Annotated in this window: 22 protein-coding genes; 6 read left to right on the top strand and 16 right to left on the bottom strand. The window is 41.1% G+C overall.

Features of this window, described 5'->3' with window-relative positions:
• Window positions 1-5 precede the first annotated feature (5 nt).
• From fusA to IQ236_RS08285, 6 genes are all read right to left on the bottom strand, one after another.
• The gene (gene fusA / locus IQ236_RS08260) at window positions 6-2084 is read right to left on the bottom strand and encodes an elongation factor G (protein WP_193868819.1); all 2079 of its coding nucleotides are present in this window, start codon (window positions 2082-2084) and stop codon (window positions 6-8) included.
• A gap of 68 nt (window positions 2085-2152) precedes the next feature.
• On the bottom strand, window positions 2153-2623 hold the full coding sequence (gene rpsG / locus IQ236_RS08265) for a 30S ribosomal protein S7 (RefSeq protein WP_072721124.1): 471 nt from the start codon (window positions 2621-2623) through the stop codon (window positions 2153-2155).
• A gap of 132 nt (window positions 2624-2755) precedes the next feature.
• Window positions 2756-3127, bottom strand: a complete 372-nt coding sequence (gene rpsL, locus IQ236_RS08270) for a 30S ribosomal protein S12 (RefSeq protein ID WP_026786431.1) — start codon at window positions 3125-3127, stop codon at window positions 2756-2758.
• 242 nt (window positions 3128-3369) lie between these two features.
• On the bottom strand, window positions 3370-3699 hold the full coding sequence (locus IQ236_RS08275) for a HesB/IscA family protein (protein WP_193868820.1): 330 nt from the start codon (window positions 3697-3699) through the stop codon (window positions 3370-3372).
• Window positions 3700-3766: 67 nt separating this feature from the next.
• On the bottom strand, window positions 3767-4183 hold the full coding sequence (locus IQ236_RS08280; RefSeq protein ID WP_072721127.1) for a cupin domain-containing protein: 417 nt from the start codon (window positions 4181-4183) through the stop codon (window positions 3767-3769).
• 211 nt (window positions 4184-4394) lie between these two features.
• The gene (locus IQ236_RS08285; RefSeq protein ID WP_193868821.1) at window positions 4395-6176 is read right to left on the bottom strand and encodes a phosphodiester glycosidase family protein; all 1782 of its coding nucleotides are present in this window, start codon (window positions 6174-6176) and stop codon (window positions 4395-4397) included.
• A 772-nt stretch (window positions 6177-6948) separates the two neighbouring features.
• On the opposite strand from IQ236_RS08285, the gene gltB reads away from it, so the two are divergent.
• A complete protein-coding gene (gene gltB, locus IQ236_RS08290) occupies window positions 6949-11631 on the top strand; it encodes a glutamate synthase large subunit (protein ID WP_193868822.1) in 4683 nt (1560 codons plus the stop codon).
• A gap of 208 nt (window positions 11632-11839) precedes the next feature.
• On the opposite strand, the gene IQ236_RS08295 is transcribed toward gltB, so the two are convergent.
• The 10 genes from IQ236_RS08295 to tal form a co-directional block, all read right to left on the bottom strand.
• Complete coding sequence (locus IQ236_RS08295; RefSeq protein WP_193868823.1) at window positions 11840-12316, bottom strand: DUF4238 domain-containing protein; 477 nt, start codon at window positions 12314-12316, stop codon at window positions 11840-11842.
• Window positions 12313-12537, bottom strand: a complete 225-nt coding sequence (locus IQ236_RS08300; protein ID WP_193868824.1) for a DUF433 domain-containing protein — start codon at window positions 12535-12537, stop codon at window positions 12313-12315. Before IQ236_RS08300 ends, IQ236_RS08295 begins: the two co-directional genes overlap by 4 nt.
• Window positions 12538-12690: 153 nt before the next feature.
• Window positions 12691-13074 carry a type II toxin-antitoxin system VapC family toxin gene (locus tag IQ236_RS08305; protein WP_193868825.1) on the bottom strand — a complete coding sequence of 128 codons (384 nt, stop codon included), beginning with the start codon at window positions 13072-13074 and terminating at the stop codon, window positions 12691-12693.
• Window positions 13075-13293, bottom strand: a complete 219-nt coding sequence (locus IQ236_RS08310; protein ID WP_193868826.1) for a hypothetical protein — start codon at window positions 13291-13293, stop codon at window positions 13075-13077.
• A gap of 61 nt (window positions 13294-13354) precedes the next feature.
• Entirely contained in the window at window positions 13355-13639 is a 285-nt protein-coding gene (locus tag IQ236_RS08315) for a hypothetical protein (protein WP_193868827.1), read from the bottom strand.
• Window positions 13640-13771: 132 nt separating this feature from the next.
• A complete protein-coding gene (locus IQ236_RS27660; RefSeq protein WP_228041492.1) occupies window positions 13772-14014 on the bottom strand; it encodes a hypothetical protein in 243 nt (80 codons plus the stop codon).
• A gap of 263 nt (window positions 14015-14277) precedes the next feature.
• Entirely contained in the window at window positions 14278-15615 is a 1338-nt protein-coding gene (locus IQ236_RS08325) for a hybrid sensor histidine kinase/response regulator (RefSeq protein WP_193868828.1), read from the bottom strand.
• A 552-nt stretch (window positions 15616-16167) separates the two neighbouring features.
• Window positions 16168-17499, bottom strand: coding sequence for a glucose-6-phosphate dehydrogenase assembly protein OpcA (gene opcA / locus IQ236_RS08330; RefSeq protein WP_193868829.1), 1332 nt, complete (start codon window positions 17497-17499; stop codon window positions 16168-16170).
• A 209-nt stretch (window positions 17500-17708) separates the two neighbouring features.
• Window positions 17709-19238: a glucose-6-phosphate dehydrogenase gene (gene zwf, locus IQ236_RS08335; protein ID WP_193868830.1), complete on the bottom strand. Its 1530-nt coding sequence runs from the start codon at window positions 19236-19238 to the stop codon at window positions 17709-17711.
• Window positions 19239-19531: 293 nt separating this feature from the next.
• A complete protein-coding gene (gene tal, locus IQ236_RS08340) occupies window positions 19532-20680 on the bottom strand; it encodes a transaldolase (protein ID WP_193868831.1) in 1149 nt (382 codons plus the stop codon).
• A gap of 275 nt (window positions 20681-20955) precedes the next feature.
• Here tal and IQ236_RS08345 point away from each other — a divergent pair, with 275 nt between their 5' ends.
• The 5 genes from IQ236_RS08345 to IQ236_RS08365 all read left to right on the top strand — a co-directional run.
• Window positions 20956-21144, top strand: coding sequence for a hypothetical protein (locus tag IQ236_RS08345; protein WP_193868832.1), 189 nt, complete (start codon window positions 20956-20958; stop codon window positions 21142-21144).
• Complete coding sequence (locus tag IQ236_RS08350; protein WP_193868833.1) at window positions 21144-21407, top strand: hypothetical protein; 264 nt, start codon at window positions 21144-21146, stop codon at window positions 21405-21407. The genes IQ236_RS08345 and IQ236_RS08350 overlap by 1 nt, the downstream gene beginning before the upstream one ends.
• Window positions 21408-21583: 176 nt before the next feature.
• Complete coding sequence (locus IQ236_RS08355; protein WP_193868834.1) at window positions 21584-22003, top strand: hypothetical protein; 420 nt, start codon at window positions 21584-21586, stop codon at window positions 22001-22003.
• 30 nt (window positions 22004-22033) lie between these two features.
• Complete coding sequence (locus IQ236_RS08360; RefSeq protein WP_193868835.1) at window positions 22034-22708, top strand: hypothetical protein; 675 nt, start codon at window positions 22034-22036, stop codon at window positions 22706-22708.
• A gap of 76 nt (window positions 22709-22784) precedes the next feature.
• The coding region (locus IQ236_RS08365; protein ID WP_193868836.1) for a HEAT repeat domain-containing protein at window positions 22785-24353 on the top strand (1569 nt) is incomplete at its 3' end.

The raw sequence follows: 24353 nt of genomic DNA on the forward strand, positions 1-24353 counted from the left end.
CCTATTTAGTTTCCTTTGCTCTTGGCAACAATAGCATCAGCAACGCTACGAGGAACTTCCTCATAGTGGCTGAACTCCATTGTGAAAATGCCACGACCTTGGGTTTTAGAACGGATGTCAGTTGCATAACCAAACATCTCAGCTAAGGGAACCTTAGCGGTCACTTTGGCAATACCCTGAGCCGTATCTTGGCCCTCAATTTGGCCTCGGCGAGAGTTGAGGTCTCCAATGACGTTACCAATAAAGTCTTCTGGGACTTCTACCTCAACTTTCATCATCGGCTCTAACAGCACGGGTGAAGCTTTACTCACCGCTTCTTTGAGTGCCATGGAGCCAGCGATCTTGAATGCCATTTCTGAGGAGTCTACATCGTGGTAAGATCCATCCACCAGAGTGGCTTTCACATCAATTAAGGGATAACCTGCAACCACACCCGTTTCACAAGCTTCTTTAATCCCTTGTTCCGCCGGGTTGATGTACTCTTTGGGTACAGTTCCCCCAACAATTTTGGAAACAAATTCAAATCCGCTACCCGGTTCACCCGGTTCGAGATTAATCACAACGTGACCGTATTGACCTTTACCGCCACTTTGACGGATGAATTTGCCTTCGGCTCGATTCACCGGTTTGCGGATGGTTTCCCGATAAGCAACTTGAGGAGCACCAACATTCGCCTCTACTTTGAACTCCCGCAGCATCCGGTCTACCAGAATTTCTAAGTGGAGTTCACCCATCCCAGCAATCACGGTTTGGTTCGTCTCAGAATCAACGGAAACCCGGAAGGTGGGGTCTTCCTCTGACAAAGACTGGAGAGCTTTGGAAAGTTTTTCCATGTCCTGTTTCGTTTTGGGTTCCACCGCAACAGAAATAACAGGTTCAGGAATAAACAGAGATTCCAGAATCACAGGGTTGGCGTCATCACAGAGGGTATCTCCGGTCAGAGTATCTTTCAAACCCAATGCCGCCCCTAAGTCTCCAGCCCGAAGTTCATCGACTTCAATCCGATCATCAGCTTTGAGAACGATCAAGCGAGAAATCCGTTCTTTCTTATTTTTTGAGGAGTTTAAAACATAACTCCCCTTTTGCAGAACACCGGAATAGACCCGCACAAAGGTTAAACGGCCATAGGGATCAGCCATGATCTTAAAGGCCAGTGCCGATAGCGGAGCATTATCATCGGCATAACGGACGGCAATTTCACCATCGGGTAAGGTTCCCTGAATCGGAGGAACTTCCGCCGGAGCCGGGAGATAGTCAACTACTGCATCTAACAGTTGTTGTACCCCTTTGTTTTTGAAGGCTGAACCACAAAGTAAGGGAACAATTGTCCCATCAATCGTTCCTTTGCGTAACTGCGTCCGAATTTCTTCGTTCGTCAGTTCTTCCCCTTCGAGATACTTCTCCATCAGGTGATCGTCGGTCTCAGCAACTGATTCCACCAGTTTCACGCGGTATTCTTCAGCAACTGCTTTGACTTCTTCAGGAATATCATCCGTGACTTGGATATCCGTTCCTTTATCGTTGGTGTAGATATAAGCTTTCATCTCCACCAAATCCACTAAGCCTTGGAGGTTGTCTTCACTTCCAATGGGGACTTGGATGGGAACTGCATTCGCTCTTAAGCGATCGCGGATTTGTTCATAAACTTTGAAAAAATTCGCGCCCGTGCGATCCATTTTGTTCACAAAGACAATCCGAGGGACTTTATAGCGATCGGCTTGTCTCCAAACGGTTTCAGATTGGGGCTGAACACCGCCAACGGAACAAAAGACTGCAATCACACCGTCTAACACCCGCATGGAGCGTTCGACTTCAATGGTGAAGTCTACGTGACCGGGAGTGTCAATGATATTGATCTTATGATCTTTCCAACTGGTAGTAATCGCGGCAGCCGTGATGGTAATTCCACGCTCCCGCTCTTGAGCCATCCAGTCGGTTACTGCGGTTCCTTCATGGACTTCGCCCATTTTATGAACCACGCCAGAGTAAAATAAAATCCGCTCTGTTGTGGTTGTCTTGCCCGCATCGATATGGGCTGCAATACCAATATTCCGTACTCTCTCAAGCGGGACGGTACGTGCCACAGCTACCTCCTTTTTAAACCTTTATTAAGATTTTATACGTTTACGGATATCACTGCTATCCCCAATTTTTAATACCGATAATGAGCAAAGGCTTTGTTAGCTTCTGCCATCCGGTGGGTTTCTTCCCGTTTGCGAACTGCACTTCCGGTTTCGTTGGCAGCATCCATCAGTTCATTGGCTAATCGCACCGCCATGGAACGTCCGGTTCTGGCTCTAGCATATTGAATTAACCAACGTAAGGCTAAAGCGGTTCCGCGTTCTGAGCGCACTTCCATGGGAACTTGATAGGTTGCACCGCCAACCCGTCGTGCTTTGACTTCCACGAGGGGGGTAGCATTGCGAACGGCTTTTTCAAACACCTCTAAAGGTTCTGAACCCGTTCTTTCTTCGATTGTTTTTAGCGCCTGATAAATGATCCGGTAAGCAATGGATTTCTTTCCATGTTTCATGATGCGACGTACCATCATGCTAACTAAGCGACTGTTATAAACCGGATCGGCGGGAATCGGACGCTTTTGTACAACTCGGCGACGAGACATATTGTATCTTCCTCAACACAATAGATGATTTTAGATTCGAGCGTGATGAGTACAAGTCATCACAGGCTAGATGCTGTTAGTCTTGAGCTAACAACACCTAGCTTGCTTCAACTTGACCATGACTCAAAGCTCTTATTTAGGACGCTTGGCACCATACTTCGAGCGTCCCTGACGACGATCTTTGACTCCCGCCGTGTCTAATGTTCCCCGAATAATGTGATATCGAACTCCAGGCAAATCTTTCACCCGACCGCCTCGAATCATTACTACGGAGTGTTCTTGCAAGTTGTGACCAATACCCGGAATATATGCTGTCACTTCATAGCCAGAGGTTAGCCGCACCCTTGCCACCTTACGCAGCGCGGAATTAGGTTTTTTAGGGGTGGTTGTATAAACCCGTGTGCAGACTCCCCGCCGTTGAGGGCAACTCTTGAGGGCGGGCGATTTTGTTTTCTTCTGAGTCTGTTCCCGTGCAGAACGAATTAGTTGCTGGATAGTGGGCATGAGTTACGACATACTGAATTAATTCGGCAATTTGAAGTTTTGAGGTATCTCCACTGAAATATCCCTCCCCGACCTGGGGATGGGACTTTCTTTCAAAAGTTAGGGTCAGATGTTGACACCCAAAAGATCATAATAACCTATCCAGTCACTTTTGGCAAACTTTCTGTTGTAGGGAACAGGGAATTACGAATTACGAATTACGAATGGGGAATGGGGAATGAAAAGAATAAAGAGTTGACTGTCTAGGCTTGAGGAACAAAAGAATAGCTACAACTACAGCTTTGGGAGGCGTTGGGGTTTTGGAAGCGAAACCCACCCCCCATTAAATCTTCAGAATAGTCAATGGTTAAGTTTTCTAGGTACTTTAAATTTTCCGAGGCAATCACAATTTCAATCTCAGGGAATTGATAAACGACATCACTCGACTGGCGTTGGTGATCAAATCCCATTGTATAAGACCAGTCGCAGCAGCCTCCCTTTTGAACTCCAAGACGAAAGAGGAGATGAGGATGATTTTGCTTGGACTTAAGGCGCAGAACCTCACGAGTTGCTGCTGGACTGAGAGAAATCATGGAACACCTGCTTACAAAAACGTTAACCCATTTTTAGATTATCAGGGAGATAGCGTTCTGGTCATCTCTACGCAGGTGTACGAGAATAGTCATCTTGGAATCGGATAATATCATCCTCTCCCAAGTATTCCCCGTTCTGGACTTCGATTAAGACAAGGGGAATAACACCGGGGTTTTCCAAGCGGTGAGACATACATTGAGGAACATAAGTAGATTGATTCGAGAATAAAATTTCTTCACAATCCCCACAAACAACCCTAGCAGTTCCTGCCACAACAATCCAGTGTTCACTGCGATGATGGTGCATTTGTAAACTCAGCCGATGACCGGGTTTGACTTCAATGCGCTTAATTTTATATCCTGGCCCTTCTTCGAGTGTCGTAAATGAACCCCAAGGTCTCAATTCTGTTGTGGCATTACATACAGTCGGGAGATTCTCGGTTGAGGGTTTAGAATTTTCAACAATTTCCTGGGCTACTACCATGATTCTATTTCCTTATCAAAGGTTTGACGGAAGTTCTATTGTTGTTAAAACCTAGAGTGGTATTGGTGAACACTTGGGTGAATCTCAACGTCCTCAAGAATACTTACCACAACCACCATAGCAAATACACCCTAGCTTACTGTCATCTATAATAATCGTCTTTAACCTAGCACTGGTCAAATCTTTACAGAACATTAAAGTTGACTGTTAGCTATTGGCTGTTGACATTTAACGATTCACCTGTTATCACAATTCCTAAACCGTTATGAACGGGGGCGACTGTGGGGAAAGGACGGTCTAAATAGTATCCTCCTAAATAGAGACTGGTAGAACTTCCTCCGTCTAAATTTAAAGCGGTAACAGCTTCTAATTTTTGAAGAATTTGAGCAAGTTCGGATAAACTAGGGCCAGAACCATTGGGACGGTTATGAACGGCTAGTAGGAGTAAAGTATTATTAGCGGTAATTGCAATGGCGCTGCGGATGGCTTTTTGTTGTTGAAAGGCGGGATTAAATCGTTCTAAGGCTGCATCTAAAACAATTTGACGATTTTGAATTAATAACGGCCCCGCGCCTACAATATTAGGATAATTTTGAAAGTCTGAAGGGTCAGTTTGACTTTGTAATTGTAAATTAGTTCCGATGGGTAATACATTTAATAAGTCAGGACGACTTCGGATCACTAATAAATAACCTTGCACTGGAATAGGAATGGCAGTTGATCCTGATTTGGGGGAATCAATATGACGAGTAATTTGGTTATTTTCAACAACAATAATTTTTTCTTGATTGTTAATCGGAGTATAAGTGTTTCCCCAATCGGAAGTATAACGAGAAATTCCAGCTTCTACATAACCGCTATTGAGATATTGTAGGGGTAAAGTTTGACCCGAATCTGTTGTTATAGTTTCTCTTAAGATTAAACGATTCATAATGATCGGTTTATCTTGTCCCCAAGCCATAGCACCTCGATTTAATATCGGACTCGATAACCAGTTATTATTGAACCGAATCGCACCTAAAGGGTATTGATTATTGCGATTAAAAAATCCTCCGTTAATGGCTGCTAAAACGTCTGCTTTTTGAGCTATATCTAATAAGGGTGAAGTTCCTTGACGAGAATTAATATTACTTAAAATAGGAATTAAACTGGTGTTGGGTTGATTTAATTCAATTTCTAACCAATACACCGGAAATCGCTCAACTGATGATTCTGGAGTCTTGAAAATTCGATTGAGTAAAGAGCCTAAAGAACTCTCTATTTTAGGGATTTCAATATACTCCTGTTTCCACCTAATCCCCGGTTGCCATAGAATATTTTTAGACTGTAAAAAATCGGGTTTAGGTTCTATAATTAAACCATAGGGAGAGTCTAAGCTTGTTACAACAGGTCGCCAACCTGGAGGAATACTAAATTGTAGACGAGTTTGAGAATTTTGGGATTGTAATTTTATATTAGAAGTGTTATTATATAACAGTTGAGGATTTGCTTTAGCCTCTAAAATTAAACTCCAATCTTGTAAAGTTGGGGGAGCAGGTTGAGCAGGTTTAGGTTGATTTTGAATCGTGGGATCATCGGTTAGAGTAGGCGGTGAAGGTTGAGGAGAAGGAGAAGGCGATCGCTTTTGAATATCTGGAATAGGCTGTTGCCAGAATGTCGGTTTATCGAGTTCAATAATAATTTTTTGGGGTATAAAATTAGATAGTTTTGGAGATGGTTCTGTTTCTAAAGATAAAGGTTCAAAACGGATAGATTGGATAGTAGAGGGTGGGGCTGTAATTTTTAAAGCTGTTCCATCCAGTTGAATTTTCCATTGAGAAGTTTGAGGAAAATTCGATAAATCTAAATAGCGATAGGGACGAATATATTGAGTTGATAAAATGACAGAATCAGAAAACCATTGAATGGGTTGTTGAGAACTATTATTAGTATCGAGTAGGTTAATCCCCATATTCTGCATTAATCCAATATCACTGATTTGTACAGAATTCATTGAATTTCTGTTAGTTGATTCAATTCTCCAAGGAATATTAATTAAATTGTTATTCAATTCAATAATATTTCCAGATTGTGAAGCATCGTTTGTTTTGGGTATAGCTAGAGTGTTAATGGGAAAGGTACTAAACCCGATTATACTTAACAATAGAATCAGATTTTTTTGAGATTGAGTTAGATTAAAATTAACCATATTTTGACAAAAATACAAACGAAAAACCTATTGTCATTCTTCGCTACGCTCAGAATCTCTGACTATAGCGCTACTTGAAGAGGGAACAGTAAGAAGTGAAAGGGTTTGAGAATTCATAAATGTCAAACACTCCCTATGCGTAGCGCTATATATTCGAGGTTAGCAATAGATGCTTCACTTCGTTCAGCATGACAGGGGGAGGTCAAGTTAACTGTTGTATCCGTCAACCCTGTACTTTGTCAACGAATCCTCAAATTGTTTCAAAGTGTGATCCAATTCAGTGTATCCTAGTAAGGGGGGGGTTTTTCCGCCCTATGTAAATTTTGGCTAAAATTTGATTCTTATTGTAAAGAACGTAACGCTTGCTTGTTACATAGAATTTCAGGAAAAACGCTCTCTGGGGCGGGGTCTCCCCGCCCACCACTTCACCCGGTATTTCGCCCGGTATTTCGCCCGGTATTTTACCCGGTATTTTACCCGGTATTTCATGATCGTTAACCCGCTCCATCCCATGACGTTGCACTGCAATCTTTTGTACTTCGGTGCTGCGTTTACCTTAACTCGATAAAATCAAGACATGGATAACACGAGAGTCAATTACAACCAACAACAGAATCAACAAAAGCTTATGTCAGGGAATATGGGCTACCCATACAGTGGTCAACGCTGGTTAGTGGAAGAAAGAGATGCGTGCGGGGTGGGTTTTATTGCCAACCCATCCGGGGGTGCAAGTCATTCTATAATTCAAAAAGCGTTACCAGCCTTAACTTGTTTAGAACATCGGGGCGGCTGTAGTGCAGACCAAGACTCCGGGGATGGTGCGGGAATTATGACCGCTATTCCCTGGGAATTGTTCGCGCCTTGGTTTACAGAACGAAATATTGATATTCTGCAAGAACCAGAATGTAAATTTGGGGTAGGGATGGTGTTTTTACCCCAAGATAGTGATTTAGCAGCTAAAGCCCGTTCCATTATTGAAACTGACCTCCAACAAGAAGAATTAGTCGTAGTCGGTTGGCGAGAAGTTCCTGTAAAATCGGAAGTTTTGGGAGAACAAGCTAGAGAAAATCAACCCCGTATTGAACAAATTATCGTTTATTCGGGTAAGGGTTATACTGGGGATGATTTAGATCGACAATTGTTTTTAGCCCGTCGTTCCTCTGGAGTCGCCTTAGAAACCCAGGGGTTAGTTTGGGGTGAGAATATTTATATTTGTTCTCTGTCTTGCCGTACCATTGTGTATAAAGGCATGGTGCGTTCAGCAATCTTAGGAGAATTTTATTTAGACTTAATTAACCCAGCCTATAAAAGCAATTTTGCTGTTTACCATCGACGCTTCAGTACGAATACGATGCCCCGATGGCCCTTAGCCCAACCGATGCGACTGTTAGGGCATAATGGCGAAATTAATACCCTGTTGGGAAATATTAACTGGATGCGGGCTAGAGAAGGAGTTCTTTCTCATCCGGTTTGGGGCGAGCGCTTAAAAACTTTAATTCCCTTTGTCGATGCTAAAAATAGTGATTCGGCTAATTTAGATAATGTCATGGAGTTGCTGGTGAGAACCGGGCGCTGTCCGTTGGAAGCGCTGATGATTATGGTTCCCGAAGCCTATAAAAACCAGCCGAACCTGAAAGATTTGCCCGAAATTACCGATTTCTACGAATATTATAGCGGCATTCAAGAACCTTGGGATGGGCCAGCATTATTAGTATTTAGTGATGGAAAACAAATTGGCGCCTGTTTAGACCGTAATGGCTTGCGTCCGGCGCGCTATTGTATTACCAAAGATGGGGTGATTATGGTCGCCTCGGAAGCGGGGGTAGTGGATATCCCAGAAGAGGAGATTCAGGAAAAAGGCCGTTTAGGGCCAGGACAAATGATAGCGGTAGATTTAAGTACCCATGAAGTTCTCAAAAATTGGGAGATTAAACAACGGGTCGCCCATGAACATCCTTATCGGGACTGGTTACAACAATATCGTCACGACCTCGAACCCCAACCCTTTGCTGCGGAAAAACAATTAGAACCTAACGACCTCCTCCAACAGCAAACGGCTTTTGGTTATGGCGCGGAAGATTTAGATATCCAAATTGCGGATATGGCGAGTACCGGGAAGGAAGCAACCTTTTGTATGGGAGATGATATTCCCTTGGCGGTGCTATCTGACAAATCGCATCTGTTATATGACTACTTTAAGCAACGATTTGCTCAGGTAACAAACCCGCCTATTGATCCCTTACGGGAACGGATTGTCATGTCCTTGTGTATGCGGTTAGGGAAACGGGGGAATTTGTTAGATGCGAAACCTGAAGATGCTCGACTGTTTAAGATTGACTCTCCCCTGCTGAATGAGGCGGAATTAGAAACACTGCGTCAGTCTGATTTTCCCAGTGCAACGCTGTCAACCCTTTATGGGTTGGAAAGTGGGCCGAATGGTTGTGCGATCGCTCTCACCCGACTTTGTGAGAAAGCCGCAGAAGCCGTTGATCAGGGTAAAGAGATTATTATTTTGTCGGATCAGGGGTTAAATTTAAGTAACGGGAGTAACAGGCAAGATGCCTGTTCCACTGAACAGACTTATATTCCGCCTTTGTTGGCGGTGGGGGCTGTTCACCACTATTTAATTAAAACTGGGAAACGGTTAAACGCTTCAATTGTGGTGGAAACGGCCCAATGTTGGAATACCCATCATTTTGCTTGTTTAGTGGGTTATGGAGCTTCGGCGATTTGTCCTTATCTGGCGTTAGAAAGTGTGCGCCATTGGTGGTCTACTCCCCTGATTCAGAGCAATATGGAAAGTGGGAAAATTCCCGCTATCACCATCGAACAAGCTCAGAAGAACTATCGCAAGGCGGTAGAAGATGGGTTGCTCAAAATCCTATCGAAAATGGGGATCTCGCTGCTGTCTTCCTATCAAGGGGCACAAATCTTTGAAGCCATTGGTATTGGAGAAGATTTACTAGAGGTTGGGTTCCGAGGTACGGTGTCTCGTGTGGGTGGGTTAACGATTTCTGAGTTAAGTCAAGAGGTGTATCAATTCCACGCTAAAGCCTTCCCCCTAGAAGCCAAAAAATTAGAAAATTTTGGCTTTGTCAACGCCATGAAGCGAGGTGAATATCACTTAAATAACCCTGAAATGACGAAATTGCTCCATAAAGCCATTCGTTCTACGGAGAGAGATGGATTTGATTTGTATGAAATCTATCGTCAATTCATGGAAAGCCGCCCGGTGACGGCGTTACGGGATTTATTAGACTTTAATAGCGATCGCAATTCAATTCCTTTAGATGAGGTTGAACCTGTTGAAGAGATTGTTAAACGCTTCTGTACCGGGGGGATGTCCTTGGGGGCTTTATCTCCAGAAGCCCATGAAGTGTTAGCCATCGCCATGAACCGCTTAGGGGGTAAATCCAACTCTGGGGAAGGTGGAGAAGACCCTGCCCGCTTCAAGATGTTTAATGATGTCGATGAAAATGGCATTTCCGTGAGTCGTCCCTATTTAAAAGGATTGCAAAATGGAGATAGCGCCAGTTCTGCCATTAAGCAGGTCGCATCGGGACGGTTTGGAGTCACACCCGAATATTTGATGAGTGCCCAGTCCATTGAGATTAAAGTTGCTCAAGGGGCAAAACCGGGAGAAGGGGGACAATTACCCGGTCAAAAGGTTAGTCCTTATATTGCTATGTTGCGGCGGTCGAAACCCGGAGTCACGTTAATTTCGCCTCCGCCTCACCATGATATTTATTCTATTGAGGACTTAGCCCAATTAATCTTTGATTTGCACCAAATTAACCCGAAAGCGACGGTTTCAGTGAAATTAGTCGCAGAAGTCGGAATTGGAACTATTGCGGCGGGGGTTGCTAAAGCCAACGCGGACTATATTCAAATTTCTGGTCACGATGGCGGGACGGGGGCATCTCCTCTGTCTTCCATTAAACACGCGGGTGGCCCTTGGGAATTGGGGTTAACGGAAGTGCATCGGGTGTTGATGGGAAATAAACTCCGTGACCGGGTGCGTTTGCGGGTTGATGGCGGTTTCAAAACCGGATGGGATGTGGTGATGGGAGCGTTAATGGGGGCTGAAGAGTTCGGCTTTGGAACCATTGCAATGATAGCGGAAGGCTGTGTAATGGCCCGTATTTGCCATACGAATAAATGTCCGGTGGGGGTAACATCTCAGCAGGAACGTCTGCGCGAACGCTTCCCAGGAACTCCGGGTCATGTCGTGAACTTCTTCTATTTTGTCGCTGAGGAAGTCCGCCATATTTTAGCGGCGTTGGGATATCGGAAATTAGTGGATTTAGTTGGACGGTCTGACTTGTTGAAACGTCGGGATAACGTCAATGTTGCCAAAACTCAACACCTGAATTTGGAGGTCTTAACTCAACCTCCCGTTAGTAGTGACCGCAACTGGTTAAACCATGAACCCATCCATAGTAACGGCCCGGTTTTGGATGATGTGTTATTAGAAGATGCGGAAATTGCCACCGCTATTCAAAACCAAGGGACGGTGACGAAAACGGTGCGGTTGGTGAATACTGACCGGACGGTGGGAACTCGCATTGCAGGTAAAATCGCTTCGCTATATGGCGATAAAGGCTTTGCAGGACAAATTAACCTCAACTTTACTGGTTCGGCGGGTCAGAGTTTTGGGGCGTTCAATTTACCCGGAATGAAGTTAACCTTAACGGGGGAAGCCAATGATTATGTCGGGAAGGGAATGCACGGGGGAGAGATTATTATTAAACCTCCGGCGGCGGTGACTTACGACCCGTCTGAAAATGTGATTATCGGGAATACCTGTTTATATGGGGCGACGGGGGGAACGTTATACGCCTACGGGAAAGCCGGAGAACGGTTTGCGGTGCGGAACTCCTTGGGTAAGGCTGTCATTGAAGGCGCTGGCGACCACTGTTGTGAATATATGACGGGCGGTGTCGTGGTGGTGCTGGGTAAAGTTGGGCGGAATGTGGGTGCTGGACAAACGGGCGGTTTAGGGTATTTCCTCGATGAAGATGGGGAGTTTCCTGAAATGATTAACCCGGAAATTGTCAAAATTCAACGGGTGAGTACGCCGATGGGTGAACAGCAGTTAAAAGAGTTGATTGAACAGCACGCGGAACGCACGGGAAGTGAGAAGGCTAAGGCAATTCTAGGGAATTGGTCGGAGTATTTACCGAAGTTCTGGCAGGTTGTTCCTCCTTCGGAAAAAGATAGTCCTGAAGCGTCGGTCGCAGAATTAGCCGTTGCGATTTAGGGTGTTGAATGGTGCGGTGCGTGCGCTGCGCTTACACACCCTACGGTTTAACTATCACTGTAGGGTGCGTAAGCCTAAGCGCACGCACCATCCCTATAATTGTCAATTGAAGGTGAAGGGAAAACCTGGATTTTTCGTAGGCTCAAAGGGCTTAACTTCGTTCAAATCCCCAAAGTGATAATCATAGGGATAACAGAACTTTGGCTGTTCAATTTAACCACTCAAACCATTGTTCAAATTCGTCATACTTTGCAAGGCTTTTTTTATCATCATTAGTCAAGACATCAACACTGTGGCTATCCAGTAAATTCTTGATTATTGGAGCTATTTTATTATCAAGTTTAGTAAAAGCCTTTTGGTCATAATTAAGCTTTCGACTTATATTTTTATCTTTATCTGATACAACAGTAAAAGAATAGAAACCTTTTTGGGCACACAGGCGCTTAATACTTGTACCCTTAATATGCCCATTCTTATCTCTCCTTAAACAAAATAAAGGTGAACCCTCTCTCTTAAAATTTTTAAGAATTGAGTGAGGAACGTAATGCTGATTATAGTTTTCATCATTCATCAAATCTGAAAGCTTTTCTTGATCTTCTGATTTTGATTTTTGCATTTTATTGAGTAGTAATTGTTCGTTAATTTTGCTTTTTCGATTCAATTTTATTAAAATTTTAGCTATCATGAAGTGTTAGCCTGTGCTGTTAGTTTCCGCGAGGCATACAAAAGAGATGCTTTCAAATCATCTGCTTCGAGATCAGGCATTTCTTCCAATATATCTTCAGCATTGAGTCCAGCCGCAAACAATTCTAACACATCTGAAACCCGAATTCTCATCCCTCGAATACAGGGACGACCCCCACATTGTTTAGGATTGATTGTGATTCTTTCCAGCAGGGTTGACATTGAAAACGGCTCCATAATCGCTTTCTTCTAGTATGCAGTCTTGTTTGCCATTTAAACAAGAAAATAATGCTATTGCCATATAACCTTAGCATTAAATCAGATAAAAATTGATCAGGAATTTGATTGATTTATGAATTATTAACAATAATTAAGTTAAGGATAAGGAAGTAAATTGATTTCCGGGATAAAGCGATAATCACTTTGATTCTTTGTAAGTAAAGGAAAATTATAAATCATAGAGGTAGCAGCAATCAAAGCATCTGGAATTAATAATCCATGACTTAAACGGTAGGTTTTGATTAATTCCACAGTAAAACTTGATATATGGTCATTGATTTGACTAATGTGATAACGGGACAAAAATTTATCCAGATGCTGTAATTCTAGTTTATTCCTACAGCCAACTATTAATTCCATTTGGGTAATCACACTAATGGTAATTTGATTCTTTTGTTCTTCCAAATCAAGGCGATTAATAGATATTTCAACATTACGGCTAACATCTATTAAAATATCTGTATCTACTAAAATTATCATTTAACTCCACTCCTTCTCTCTAATATTTTTGACCCATTTACTGCTATTTTCCATGTCTTTTCTGTCAGACCACATCCCAATAAAAGGTTCTTCTTTTATTGGAGGCAATTCTTCTTTTAACCCAGTAATTGGGATGATTTTTGTTTGTAAAATTTGTCTTTCTTCTGGAGTTAAATTATTAATGATTTTAGCAAGAGAATCAACTAATTGTAAGTTCATAAAACACTCCTTTAGATTTTAAACTGAGTTTAACCAGCAATAAAAATAACTTTTATTTCTGTTACTCGATGTAAGAGTTTAGTCGTCTTTTACTTCTAATTTCATCTAATTCGGCTTCTATATCATCCAAATCTAATAATTTAATATTTGAATCTTTAATTATTTTTTGTCTAATTTGCCAAAGTTTTTTACCTAATTCTGTCTGAGGTTGGTAAACAAGTTCAGTAGTTTCAGATGATTTTTCTTCTGGCTTTTCTGGATCAATAGCATCTATAAAAGCTAAAACTTTTTCTTGATCTTCTAATTTTAATTTGTGCCATTTATTAAGTAGTAATTGTTCATTCATTTTGTTTCCCCCATATAGTAACGCCTTGTGCTTTTACAACTTCAAAGATTTCAGGATCTTCAGCATCGCTGAGTCTAAGAGTACATTGCAGGAAACAGGAGAAACAGGCAGGATGCCTGTTCCACTGCTGACTTAATTTTCATTAGTTAAGTTAGAGTTGATTAGCTGTTGAAATTCCTCCAAGGAATTAACACTTATTGTTTGTAAGATTAGTTGCTTTAATACCGTCATATCATCAATTTGCTTGAGGCTTTGAATTAAGCTTTCGGGTAAAGTTCCAAAGCGAATTTCGAGTAAATCAAAAATGTTTTGTTGAGAATTTTCTTTAGCTCCTCTTGCTAAAGCACGTCTTTCAATATTAGTCAATAAAGGCATTTTCCTCTCCTCCTGATATTGCGTTAATTTTTCCTCAAAACTGAATTGTAATGCTTCCGGTAAAGCCATCATTAAATCGATAACTTTATATAAATCAGCAATTTCTTGGCGATTATAACCTTTTTCGTAAAGTAATCGGGTTAAATTCCATTTCCATTGCTCCCTTTCGGTTAAATTGCTATAAGAATACTATATCAGTCCCCCTAGCAGAGGCAATTAAAACTCCAGAGTCTAAATAAGTTAGAAGAATTGTCGATTCACCATTAAAGCCCCAACTCTTTACAAATAGGAATTTCTATAATAAACTCCGAGCCTTCTCCTAACTGAGAATGACATAATAATCGCCCTTTATGACTATCTTCAATAATCTTCCGACTAATAGATAATCCCAGCCCTGTTCCTTTTCCGACAGGCTTTGTTGTAAATAAATAATCAAAGGCATATTTTCGAGTCTCCTCCGACATTCCGGTTCCATTATCCTTAATTGAAATTGCAACAGCACGACTATTAGAAACTAAATAAGTCGAAATTATAATTTGATTGGGACGTTGCAGTAACTCTTGATAGGATTTAGATTGACTCGATTCATTTAAAGCATCAATTGCATTATTAATTAAATTCATAAACACTTGATTTAATTGTCCTGGATAACATTCAACCATTGGCATTTGTCCATATTTTTTAATAATTTTAATATCTGGGCGATAATCTGTGGCTTGTAATAAATGTTTCAAGATTAATAGGGTACTTTCTAAACCTTCATGAATATTAAAAGCAACTTGAACCTTGGTATCGCTACGCGAAAAAGTGCGTAAACTGGTACTAATATTAGAAATTCGATCTGTGCCTAATTTCATCGAAGAAATCAGTTTCGGAAGATCCTCAATTAAATAATCTAAATCAATAGAATCAGCATGATCAATTAAAGACTGATCCGGTTTAGGATAGTAGGTTTGATAGAGTCTTAAATGATTAATTAAATCATTAATATAAATACTCGCATGATTCAAATTTCCTGCAATAAAGTTAATCGGATTATTAATTTCATGAGCTACGCCTGCAATCAAATGCCCTAAAGTTGACATTTTTTCACTTTGTACCAGTTGCATCTGGGATTGTTTTAAATCTTCTAATGCTTGAGATAATTCAGCCGTTCGTTCTAAAACTCGTTGTTCTAATTCTTGATTTTTTTCTAATAATTGTTGCGTTAGAGAGCTAATTTTTAAATGAATTTTAATTCGAGCAATGACTTCTTCAGCTTGAAACGGTTTAGTAATATAATCTACAGCCCCAATGGATAAGCCATGAACTTTTTCCAACTTATCCGCTACGGCGGTCATAAAAATGATCGGAATATCATAGGTTTGGGGATTATTTTTCAAGTGTTGACAAGTTTCAAAACCATCAACCCCCGGCATCATTACATCTAATAAAATTAAATCAGGCTGCTCAATCTCTGCTATTTCAATCGCTTGATGACTATGGGTTGCAATTAAAATTTTCCAGCCACAATTATCGATAAAACCCGACAATAAATTAAGGTTTGTTGGGCTATCATCAACAATTAATATAGTCGTTTCTCTAAATGAGTTGGAGTTCATATCGAGTGGAATCTATGTTTTATGGATCAATCAGAATTGTTCCAACAGAAAGATAATTTTTATCTCAACTCAACCTTAGTATCAATGTTAACGACCGTTGATTTACGGATAGATTTTGACGATTTCCCACAAGGAAGACAAAAGACACAATACTCCTCTATTAAAGATTTCCCTAGATTTTAGGGAGTTAAACTCATTTTATCAAAAAATGGGATCAGGAAGTGACCCTAGCCAAAAGTGAAAGTTTGGCAGTGGATGAATTGCGACCCTTAAAAATACATTTCACAAAATCTCTTTTAAGCTATCAGCACTTCTAAATTTGTTCTATCGGAAAAGAATCCGATATTCCGAAACCTCTTCCATATTAACAAATTGCCAGAAATTATAGGAATTCTAGTTCCCAATAATATTTTAAAATATTGAGAGGATGTCAAGCGGAGCCGTCACTATTTGACGTGATACCTATCACAAGGAATAGAAAATTAGCCGAAAAAAATACCCCATGATCAGCTGTTTGTCACGGGGGAATCACTAAAATCTACTTCAAAGGCACTACTGTAATTTCAGAATTTGAGCCGTCAGACCCAGACTTTCTTCATAGAGAACATCCCGTCCCCAACGTTGTAACTGTTGCGCCATCAGAGATTCGGCTTTTTGATCCGTTGCGGCGATTACCTGTTCCGTCCGACAAGATTGGGCACTTCCTCCGGCTTCCATCCGCATACATCCGGTGGTTTCTGAACATAAAATCGTGCAGCAGTTCGCGTTAGGATTTCCCGACGTTAACCGTAACCCCACTAAATCCCCTGGAATTTCACCATAATCCGCCGTCGGAATAGCTGCGAGTTCTGCCAGAATTTCTTTATCATTGGGCCCCATAAACCGGATATGTTTGAGCTCGTAATCTCCTCCTTGATCGACAAAGGAAAGGGGTTTCCATTCTAAACGACTTGCAAACCATCCTAAAAACATTAAAGCTTGGGCGGCGTTGCCTTTTTCATAGTCAAGGGTAATATTATCGATTTCAACTAAGGAAGTTCGACGTTCAGGAGGATCAAAAGCCGAGGCGGTTAATTCTTGCCAAGGCGAAAGTCGATGCCAATTTAAGTCGGCAATATAGGTTTCCTCTTCAATTAAATTGTGCATTTTTAACAATTCCGATTCAGGATCGCTAAAATAAGAGGAATCCACAATCACACAATTAGAACAACAGGATAATTGTTTAAACAATTCTTGTTCAGGATTGGGTGTTGCTTTCCACCAAACAAATTTAGGTAAATCGGGAATCATTAACGATGAAACGATATTTCCTACCCGTTCTAAAGCGGCTTTTGTGCCTCGCAGGGTGATATATTCACAACAGACTAACCCTTCTTCGTGTTTTTTCTGAATCGGGCAATAGGCAGAAACTTGAGCCGTTACTCCTGTATCTTCTCCCAAAGTAGGACAAAGGGTAATAATTCGACAAGGATTTTGGGCGGCGATGGTTTCACTAATACTAAATCCCCGTGCATCCAAATTACTAATCGTTTGTTTTGAAGCGGGAAGTTTAGCAAATTCCTCCCGTAATTTTGTTAAGGTATCAGGGTCAACTCGTCCGGTAATGGGTAAATCATACTGTTTTTGAGCTTCTTTAATCGCATCGCGGGTGGCTGTGCCATGAATCCCATCAATACTACCTGCATAGAACCCTAATGTCCCTAACAATTGTTGAAATTCTTCGGGTTCATAAACCACCATGCTAAAGGTTGCCGCACGAGTCGCGATGGCGGTAGTTTTCCCATTTCCAATATTTTGACTGAGCCAAATACTATTTAACTCAGTTTCAATTTGGCTGAGAGAAATATCCTTTGGTTTTTGTAATGCAACAAGGGGTGTATTCATATCAGTTATCAGTTATCAGTTATCAGTGTAGAGACGCGCCATGGCGCGTCTCTACCAGTTATCAGTTATCAGTTATCAGTTATCAGTTATCAGTTAATAGTCTTGAGTTTTTAGTTTTATTCTAAATCCTCAATTTCAAGGATTAACTCCTAACTCTTCCACTGATAACTGGTACAGACGTGCCATGGCACGTCTCTACTGATTACTGATTACAATCGACGCCAACGGCGACCATCTCGGTTGAGTAGAATTTCAGATTCTACCGGGCCCCAAGTTCCGGCTTCATACAGGGGAATGGACTCAGCCGGGGCGGGAGCATCCCAGACTTCTAGGACAGGGGTGAGCACTTGCCAAGACGCTTCGACTTCATCGCCCCGTGTAAACAGGGTTTGATCGGCTAACATACAGTCAATCAATAAACGGGCGTAGGCATCTGTATTCGGTTTACCAAAGGCGGTATCATAGCGAAAATCCATATCAACAGAACGAGTCCGCAATGAGTTTCCAGGGGTTTTGACTTCAAAGCGCATGGAAATTCCTTCATTGGGTTGAATTCTCAACACTAAAACATTCGGGTTTGCTTGTTTTGCGGCGGACTGGAACATTAAATAGGGAACTTCTTTAAACTGAATGGCGATTTCTGTGACTTTTTTCGGCATTCGTTTTCCGGTTCGCAGATAGAACGGTACTCCTTTCCAGCGCCAGTTATCAATATAAAATTTTAACGCAGCATAGGTTGGGGTGGTGGAGTCGGGGGCTGCTCCTTCTTCTGAGCGATAGCCTGGAACCTGCTGGCCGTTCATCCAACCGGGGGTATATTGTCCGCGCACCGCAGAATATTCTAAATAATTAATATCAGCCAGATGGGTCGCTTGAACCACCTTAACTTTCTCGTTGCGAATACTATCGGCATCAAGGGAGTTAGGCGGTTCCATTGCGGTTAGGGAAAATAACTGCATCAGGTGGTTTTGTACCATATCCCGCAGTGCCCCGGAGGTTTCATAATAACCTGCCCGTCCTTCTAAACCAACGGTTTCGGCAACGGTAATTTGGACGTGATCGACAAATTGACGGTTCCACAACGGTTCAAAAATCGCATTCGCAAACCGAAATACCATCAAGTTTTGAACGGTTTCTTTGCCCAGATAATGGTCAATGCGATAAACTTGTTCTTCAGAACAAACTTGACGGACAACCCGGTTGAGCACTTGAGCCGAACCTAAATCTCGACCAAAGGGTTTTTCAATCACTAAACGTTGTTTTTTGGGGTCGGTAAGCATTCCGGCTCCCCCCAATTGTTGAATGGCTTCGGCGAAGAAACGAGGCGCGACAGATAAATAAAAGACTCGGTTGCCTCTGGTGCGACGGAGTTCATCGAGTTCACCTAAAAAGGCTTTCAGTTTTTGATAACTTTCGGGTTCATCCATATTCCCCGAACAATAAAAAATCCCTTGGGCAAAGTCGTCCCACAAGGCTTGGGAGTATAAACCACCCCCAAATTCTTCAATTCCTTCGCGCAAATGTTCGCGGAAAAAGTCGTGGCTCCACTCCCGACGAGCTACCCCAACAATGGTTAATTCAGGGGGTAATTTGCGCTCTAATTTCATTTGATAGAGGGCAGGAACTAATTTTCGTTGGGTTAAATCTCCCGATGCCCCAAAAATTACTAAAATCTGGGGTTCGGGAATTCGATCTTGTTGCAGTCCTACCCGCAGGGGATTTTCAATAAGTGTAACCATTGAGATTCCTTTTGCGATCAATCAATTAATAATCTTTATTCAGGACTAATCAGGATTAGGGATCATAGATTTGACCACAGAGAGCCTCTAATAGCAGTTTCCCGATTGATAGGGTTTGGCTTAGATTATAAATAATTTTTACAGATGATTGTCTTTTTCCGTTTAAAACTTTGGTTTAATTTAAGATTAGCACTTTGAAAATGGAGAAGGACAACCCCCAAGAAGCCTAGTTTTTGACCTCTTCTGGGATTGTCCTTTTTTATAGAAATCCTAACACAACTGATGGTGAGAATTTATCGGGTCACGGTCGCCAGTCGTTCTACTTTGTCTTCCAGAGAAGCCATCAACGAGTTAAAGGGTTGAATAAATTTATCAATCCCATCCGTTAGTAAGCCTTCCATGACTTGCTCTAAATTAATCTCAATATCGGGATCGTTGAGATTTTCAATCAAATGATAGGCATTGTCAAGATTTGTTGTTACCCGGTTCGCCACATTACAATGATCAATACAAGCTTCAATAGTAGAAGGAGGTAAGGTATTCACGGTATCTGGCCCGATTAATTCATTCACATACATAACATCGGGATAATTCGGATTTTTCGTACTGGTACTTGCCCAGAGTAACCGTTGAACTTTTGCTCCTTTTTCTGCTAAGGCTTGCCAGCGATCGGTTTTAATGATTTTAAGATATTCTTGATACGCTATTTTAGCATTAGCGATCGCAACTTTTCCTTTAACCGCTTCTAATTTAGCCTTAACATTGATATCGTTAATATTTCTGAGTTTAGCCTCAAGCATCTCATCAATTTTACTATCAATCCGACTTAAAAAGAAACTGGCAACGGAGGCAATTTTACTGATATCTTGACCTTGGGCAACCCGCGCTTCTAATCCTTCAATATAAGCCCAAGCCGCATTGATATAACTATCAACGGAAAACAATAAGGTTACATTGACATTAATTCCCTCACTAATCACCTGTTTAACCGCAGGTAGCCCTTCTGCTGTCCCCGGAATTTTAATCATTAAATTTTCCCGTTCTATCGTTTTAGCATAACGTCGGGCTTCGATAATCGTTTTTTCGGTATCCAAAGCAATATTAGGGGGAACTTCAATACTAATAAACCCATCTAATCCTTGACTTTGTTCATACACAGGTTTAAAAATATCACAGGCTTTACGAATATCATCAAAAATCAAGGATTCATAAATTTCTAACACTGATTTTCCCGCTTTAATCCCTTTTTCGATATCCGCGTCATAAATCGCATTACCTTTAATGGCTTTTTCAAAAATAGCCGGGTTTGAAGTTAAGCCTTGAATGCCTTTTTCTTCAATCATCTGTTTTAATTCACCAGATTCTATTAAATCTCGGTTTAAATTATCCATCCAAATACTTTGACCGAGATCTTCAATTTCTAAAACGTGATTAGCAGTCATACTCAAGTTCCTATCAGGGTGATCAACATCCGTAGAGTCTCTATTTTATTCATTCAATCCCGCAGTTAATAACCTCCCTTTGACAGAGTTTTCTATCTTGATAACTAATAATTGAGGACATTACCCCCTAGCCACCACAATAATAAATACAAACACAGCAATTAATAAAAACCATAAGATCCCATGATCCTGATCAACGGTTTGCTATTTTTTAATAAGTAAACTCAGTTAGGTGATTAATCTGTGCTACAATAGTAAAAATAATCAATTCAAAAATGGGGAATCAAAACCATAAAAAAGCAATTCGCAGTTTAGAAAAGAGAATTGCTGAACATGAAGATAAAATTAACAAGGAGTTAGAAAAAGATTATCCTGATCAGGGATTGATTAAACATTGGCAAACAGAAATCCGCGCTTTTGAGAAAGGAGTTCAACAAGCACTAAAACGACTTAGGAGGTTATAATGCAAATTAGCGATCGCACATCTTTTATAAAAAATTCAACCTTAAAAATCTTGTTAACCGAACTCGGAGAAGAATGCCAAATCGTTCTTCAACTTTTAGATAAAATTCGGGATGGAAACCAATTAAGCGATAGTGAAAAAGGGAATAGTTTAGCAGAACTATTAGCATCTATGATTCATCTACAAACCCATTGTGGCGAAGATTTGCAAACGTTAATTACGGAAGAATTAGAACAATTACCCGATACAGAATTATCAGAGTAAGATTGTTAATGATTAAGCCATATCCCTGTAGGGGCGAGGCTCGTCTCGCCCTTATATAGTTTTTTAACTTATTATTTTTATTAATCAATTAGCGATCGCACACCAAAAATAACTTGACGAATACTTAATTATCGCCTACAATCAAGATTAACAGATATTTCTATAATTTTAAAGTTATGGAACCTTTCATTACGGCTGCGGTAGCATTGGGAACGGTACTCGGAACAAAAGCCTTAGAAAAAACAGGCGAAAAAATTGGTGAAAACTTGTTTGAAGCATCGAAACAAGCATTAATAGAGCTTAAGCCAAACCGTCCCGATCTAATCACGGCAATTGAACAGGCACCCAATCAGCCTTTAAATTATAGTGAAGCAATTGCAGCCCTTCAATCCGCAGCCCAAAATGATCCTAAATTACGCCAAAAGCTGGAAATTTTAGCCCAACTTGGGCAACAAGAACCTAAACTTGCTCCTTATATTCAAGAATCGGTGACTCATCTCAACTCTAATCCTGCTGTTATTAATAATGATAAAATAGCGGATTCCATTAAAAATGTATTTGAAGGAAATACCTTTAAAGATACAACCTTTAACTGACTGCTTTCGCCTGATGGGAACAGGGCAAAGTTGATTCCTAGTGACATTGACTGGCATCAAATCTGTCAATCTCGCCTCGACGCCTACGAAGAACGCTTTTTCAAGAATAACCCGTTAACGGGAATTAATTTTTATGTTCCTTTGGGGTTAGTGGAACCGAAACGGGAACAACAAAAACGACAAAAACAGGAAGTTAACCCACAGGACGGGTCACAATTTTATCAATTAGCTGAAACGGAAATTACCAAAACCTACAGCGAACCGAATCAATTTTTTGAGGACGTTTTACGACGAGGAAACAGTAACACCAAAGGTCAACGTTTGGCAGTAATTGGGGAACCTGGGGCGGGAAAAACAACGTTATTATATCAAATTGCCCGATGGATTTTACAGGAAAATTTAGGGTATCCGATTTTAATTCGGTTGGCGGATGTTAATAAACCAATACGAGATTATTTAACTCAAAATTGGTTACGGGATGCAACCGGAAGTTTAACGGAAGTTGCGGCGGAATGGGTTGCTGGGTTTGAGAGGTTGATTAGACCCCCCCAACCCCCCCTTGCTAAGGGGGGGCTAAGTTCTGACGGTTTTTCTGTTAAGAACCCAAGGGGAATTTCTAATTCTAATTCTTCTCTAAATCAAGAAGATAAAAACTCTTCTTTTTCCTGTCCTAACCCAGAAGAAAATCCAGTTCCCCCCCCTTAATAAGGGGGGGTTAGGGGGGGTAACTCCGGTTTACTTACTCCTCGACGCCGTTGATGAAATGGGGATAACGTCACCTTTGGCGAGTATTAATCAACAGTTGGCGGAAGGATGGACGCAGGGGTTACGGGTGGTGTTAACCTGTCGGTTGAATGTGTGGGAGGGGGAGAAAAACGCATTAAGGGATTTTGATGTTTATCGCAACTTAGATTTTAATTCCCAACAGATTCAGGATTTTATTGAACAATGGTTTAACGATGCAACCCAGAGTCAGGAGTTATTAAAACAGTTAAAGGAACCGAACCAAACCCGCATTAATGATTTAATTAAAAATCCCCTGCGGTTAGCGTTATTATGTCGGACTTGGAAACGGGGGCAAAAATTACCGGAAACCCAAGCGGGACTTTATCAACGGTTGGTAACGGGTCATTATCAATGGAAGGATGAACAGAAACCGTTTCAAATTCCATTAGAGGTGCAAGAATGTCTCCATCAACAGTTAGGAGAATTAGCGAAAAATGCGATAAACCGTGAACAATTTCGGTTTCGTTTAGAGGAAAAATTTGTTGAACAGTATTTAGGGAAACCGCAACAGGAAAATTCTCTATTTGATTGGGCATTAAAATTAGGATGGTTAAATCGGGTGGGGTTAGCATCGGTTGAGGAAAAGGATTCAGACCAAGCGGTTTATGCCTTTTTCCATCCCACGTTTCAGGAATATTTTGCTGCTTTAGCAATTAATGATTGGGATTATTTTTTACCTCGAAATCATGTGAATCGTCCGGTGGAGGGAAAAGAGTATCGCATTTTTCAACCCCAATGGAAACAGATGATTTTATTATGGTTGGGACGGGATAATAGGGAGATAGAAAAAGGGGAGAAAGAGGCGTTTATTCGGAAGTTAGTTAGTTTTGATGATGGATGTGGATTTTTTTATGGGGCGCGTGCCTATTTTTTGGCTGCTGCGGGAATTAATGAGTTTAAAGAATGTAGTTTATCTGATGAAATTGTAAAACAAATAGTAACATGGTGTTTTGGTTATTTTGATATTGAGAAGCAAAAATGGATAACTTTTATGGCTCCCATTCAAGAAGGTGCAAGAACAATATTACCAGAGACAATAAGAGAAAAAGCAATTGCTAATTTAATTCACGTCTTAGAAACGACTGAGGAGAAGTATACTCGTAGTGAAGTTGCCGAGATGTTAGAGAAAATTGCTGTTGGAAATGAATTAGCAATACAGGCGTTAATTCGGATTTTAGAAACTACTGAGAATGAAGATACTGGCAGGTGTGTTGCCGAGATTTTAAAGGAAATTGCGGTTGGAAATGAGTTAGCAATACAGGCGTTAATTCAGGTTTTAGAAACTACTGATAATAAAAATACTCGCTGGTTGGTTTTCGAGATGTTAGAGAAAATTGCGGTTGGAAATGAGTTAGCAATACAGGCGTTAATTCAGGTTTTAGAAACTACTGATCATGAAGATATTCGCTGGTTGGTTGCCGGGATTTTAAAGGAAATTGCGGTTGGAAATGAGTTAGCAATACAGGCGTTAATTCAGGTTTTAGAAACTACTGATCATGAAGATACTCGCTGGTGGGTTGCCCAGAGTTTAGAGAAAATTGCGGTTGGAAATGAGTTAGCAATA

The sequence above is a fragment of the Planktothrix mougeotii LEGE 06226 genome, assembly GCF_015207485.1.
Taxonomy (GTDB): Bacteria; Cyanobacteriota; Cyanobacteriia; order Cyanobacteriales; family Microcoleaceae; genus Planktothrix.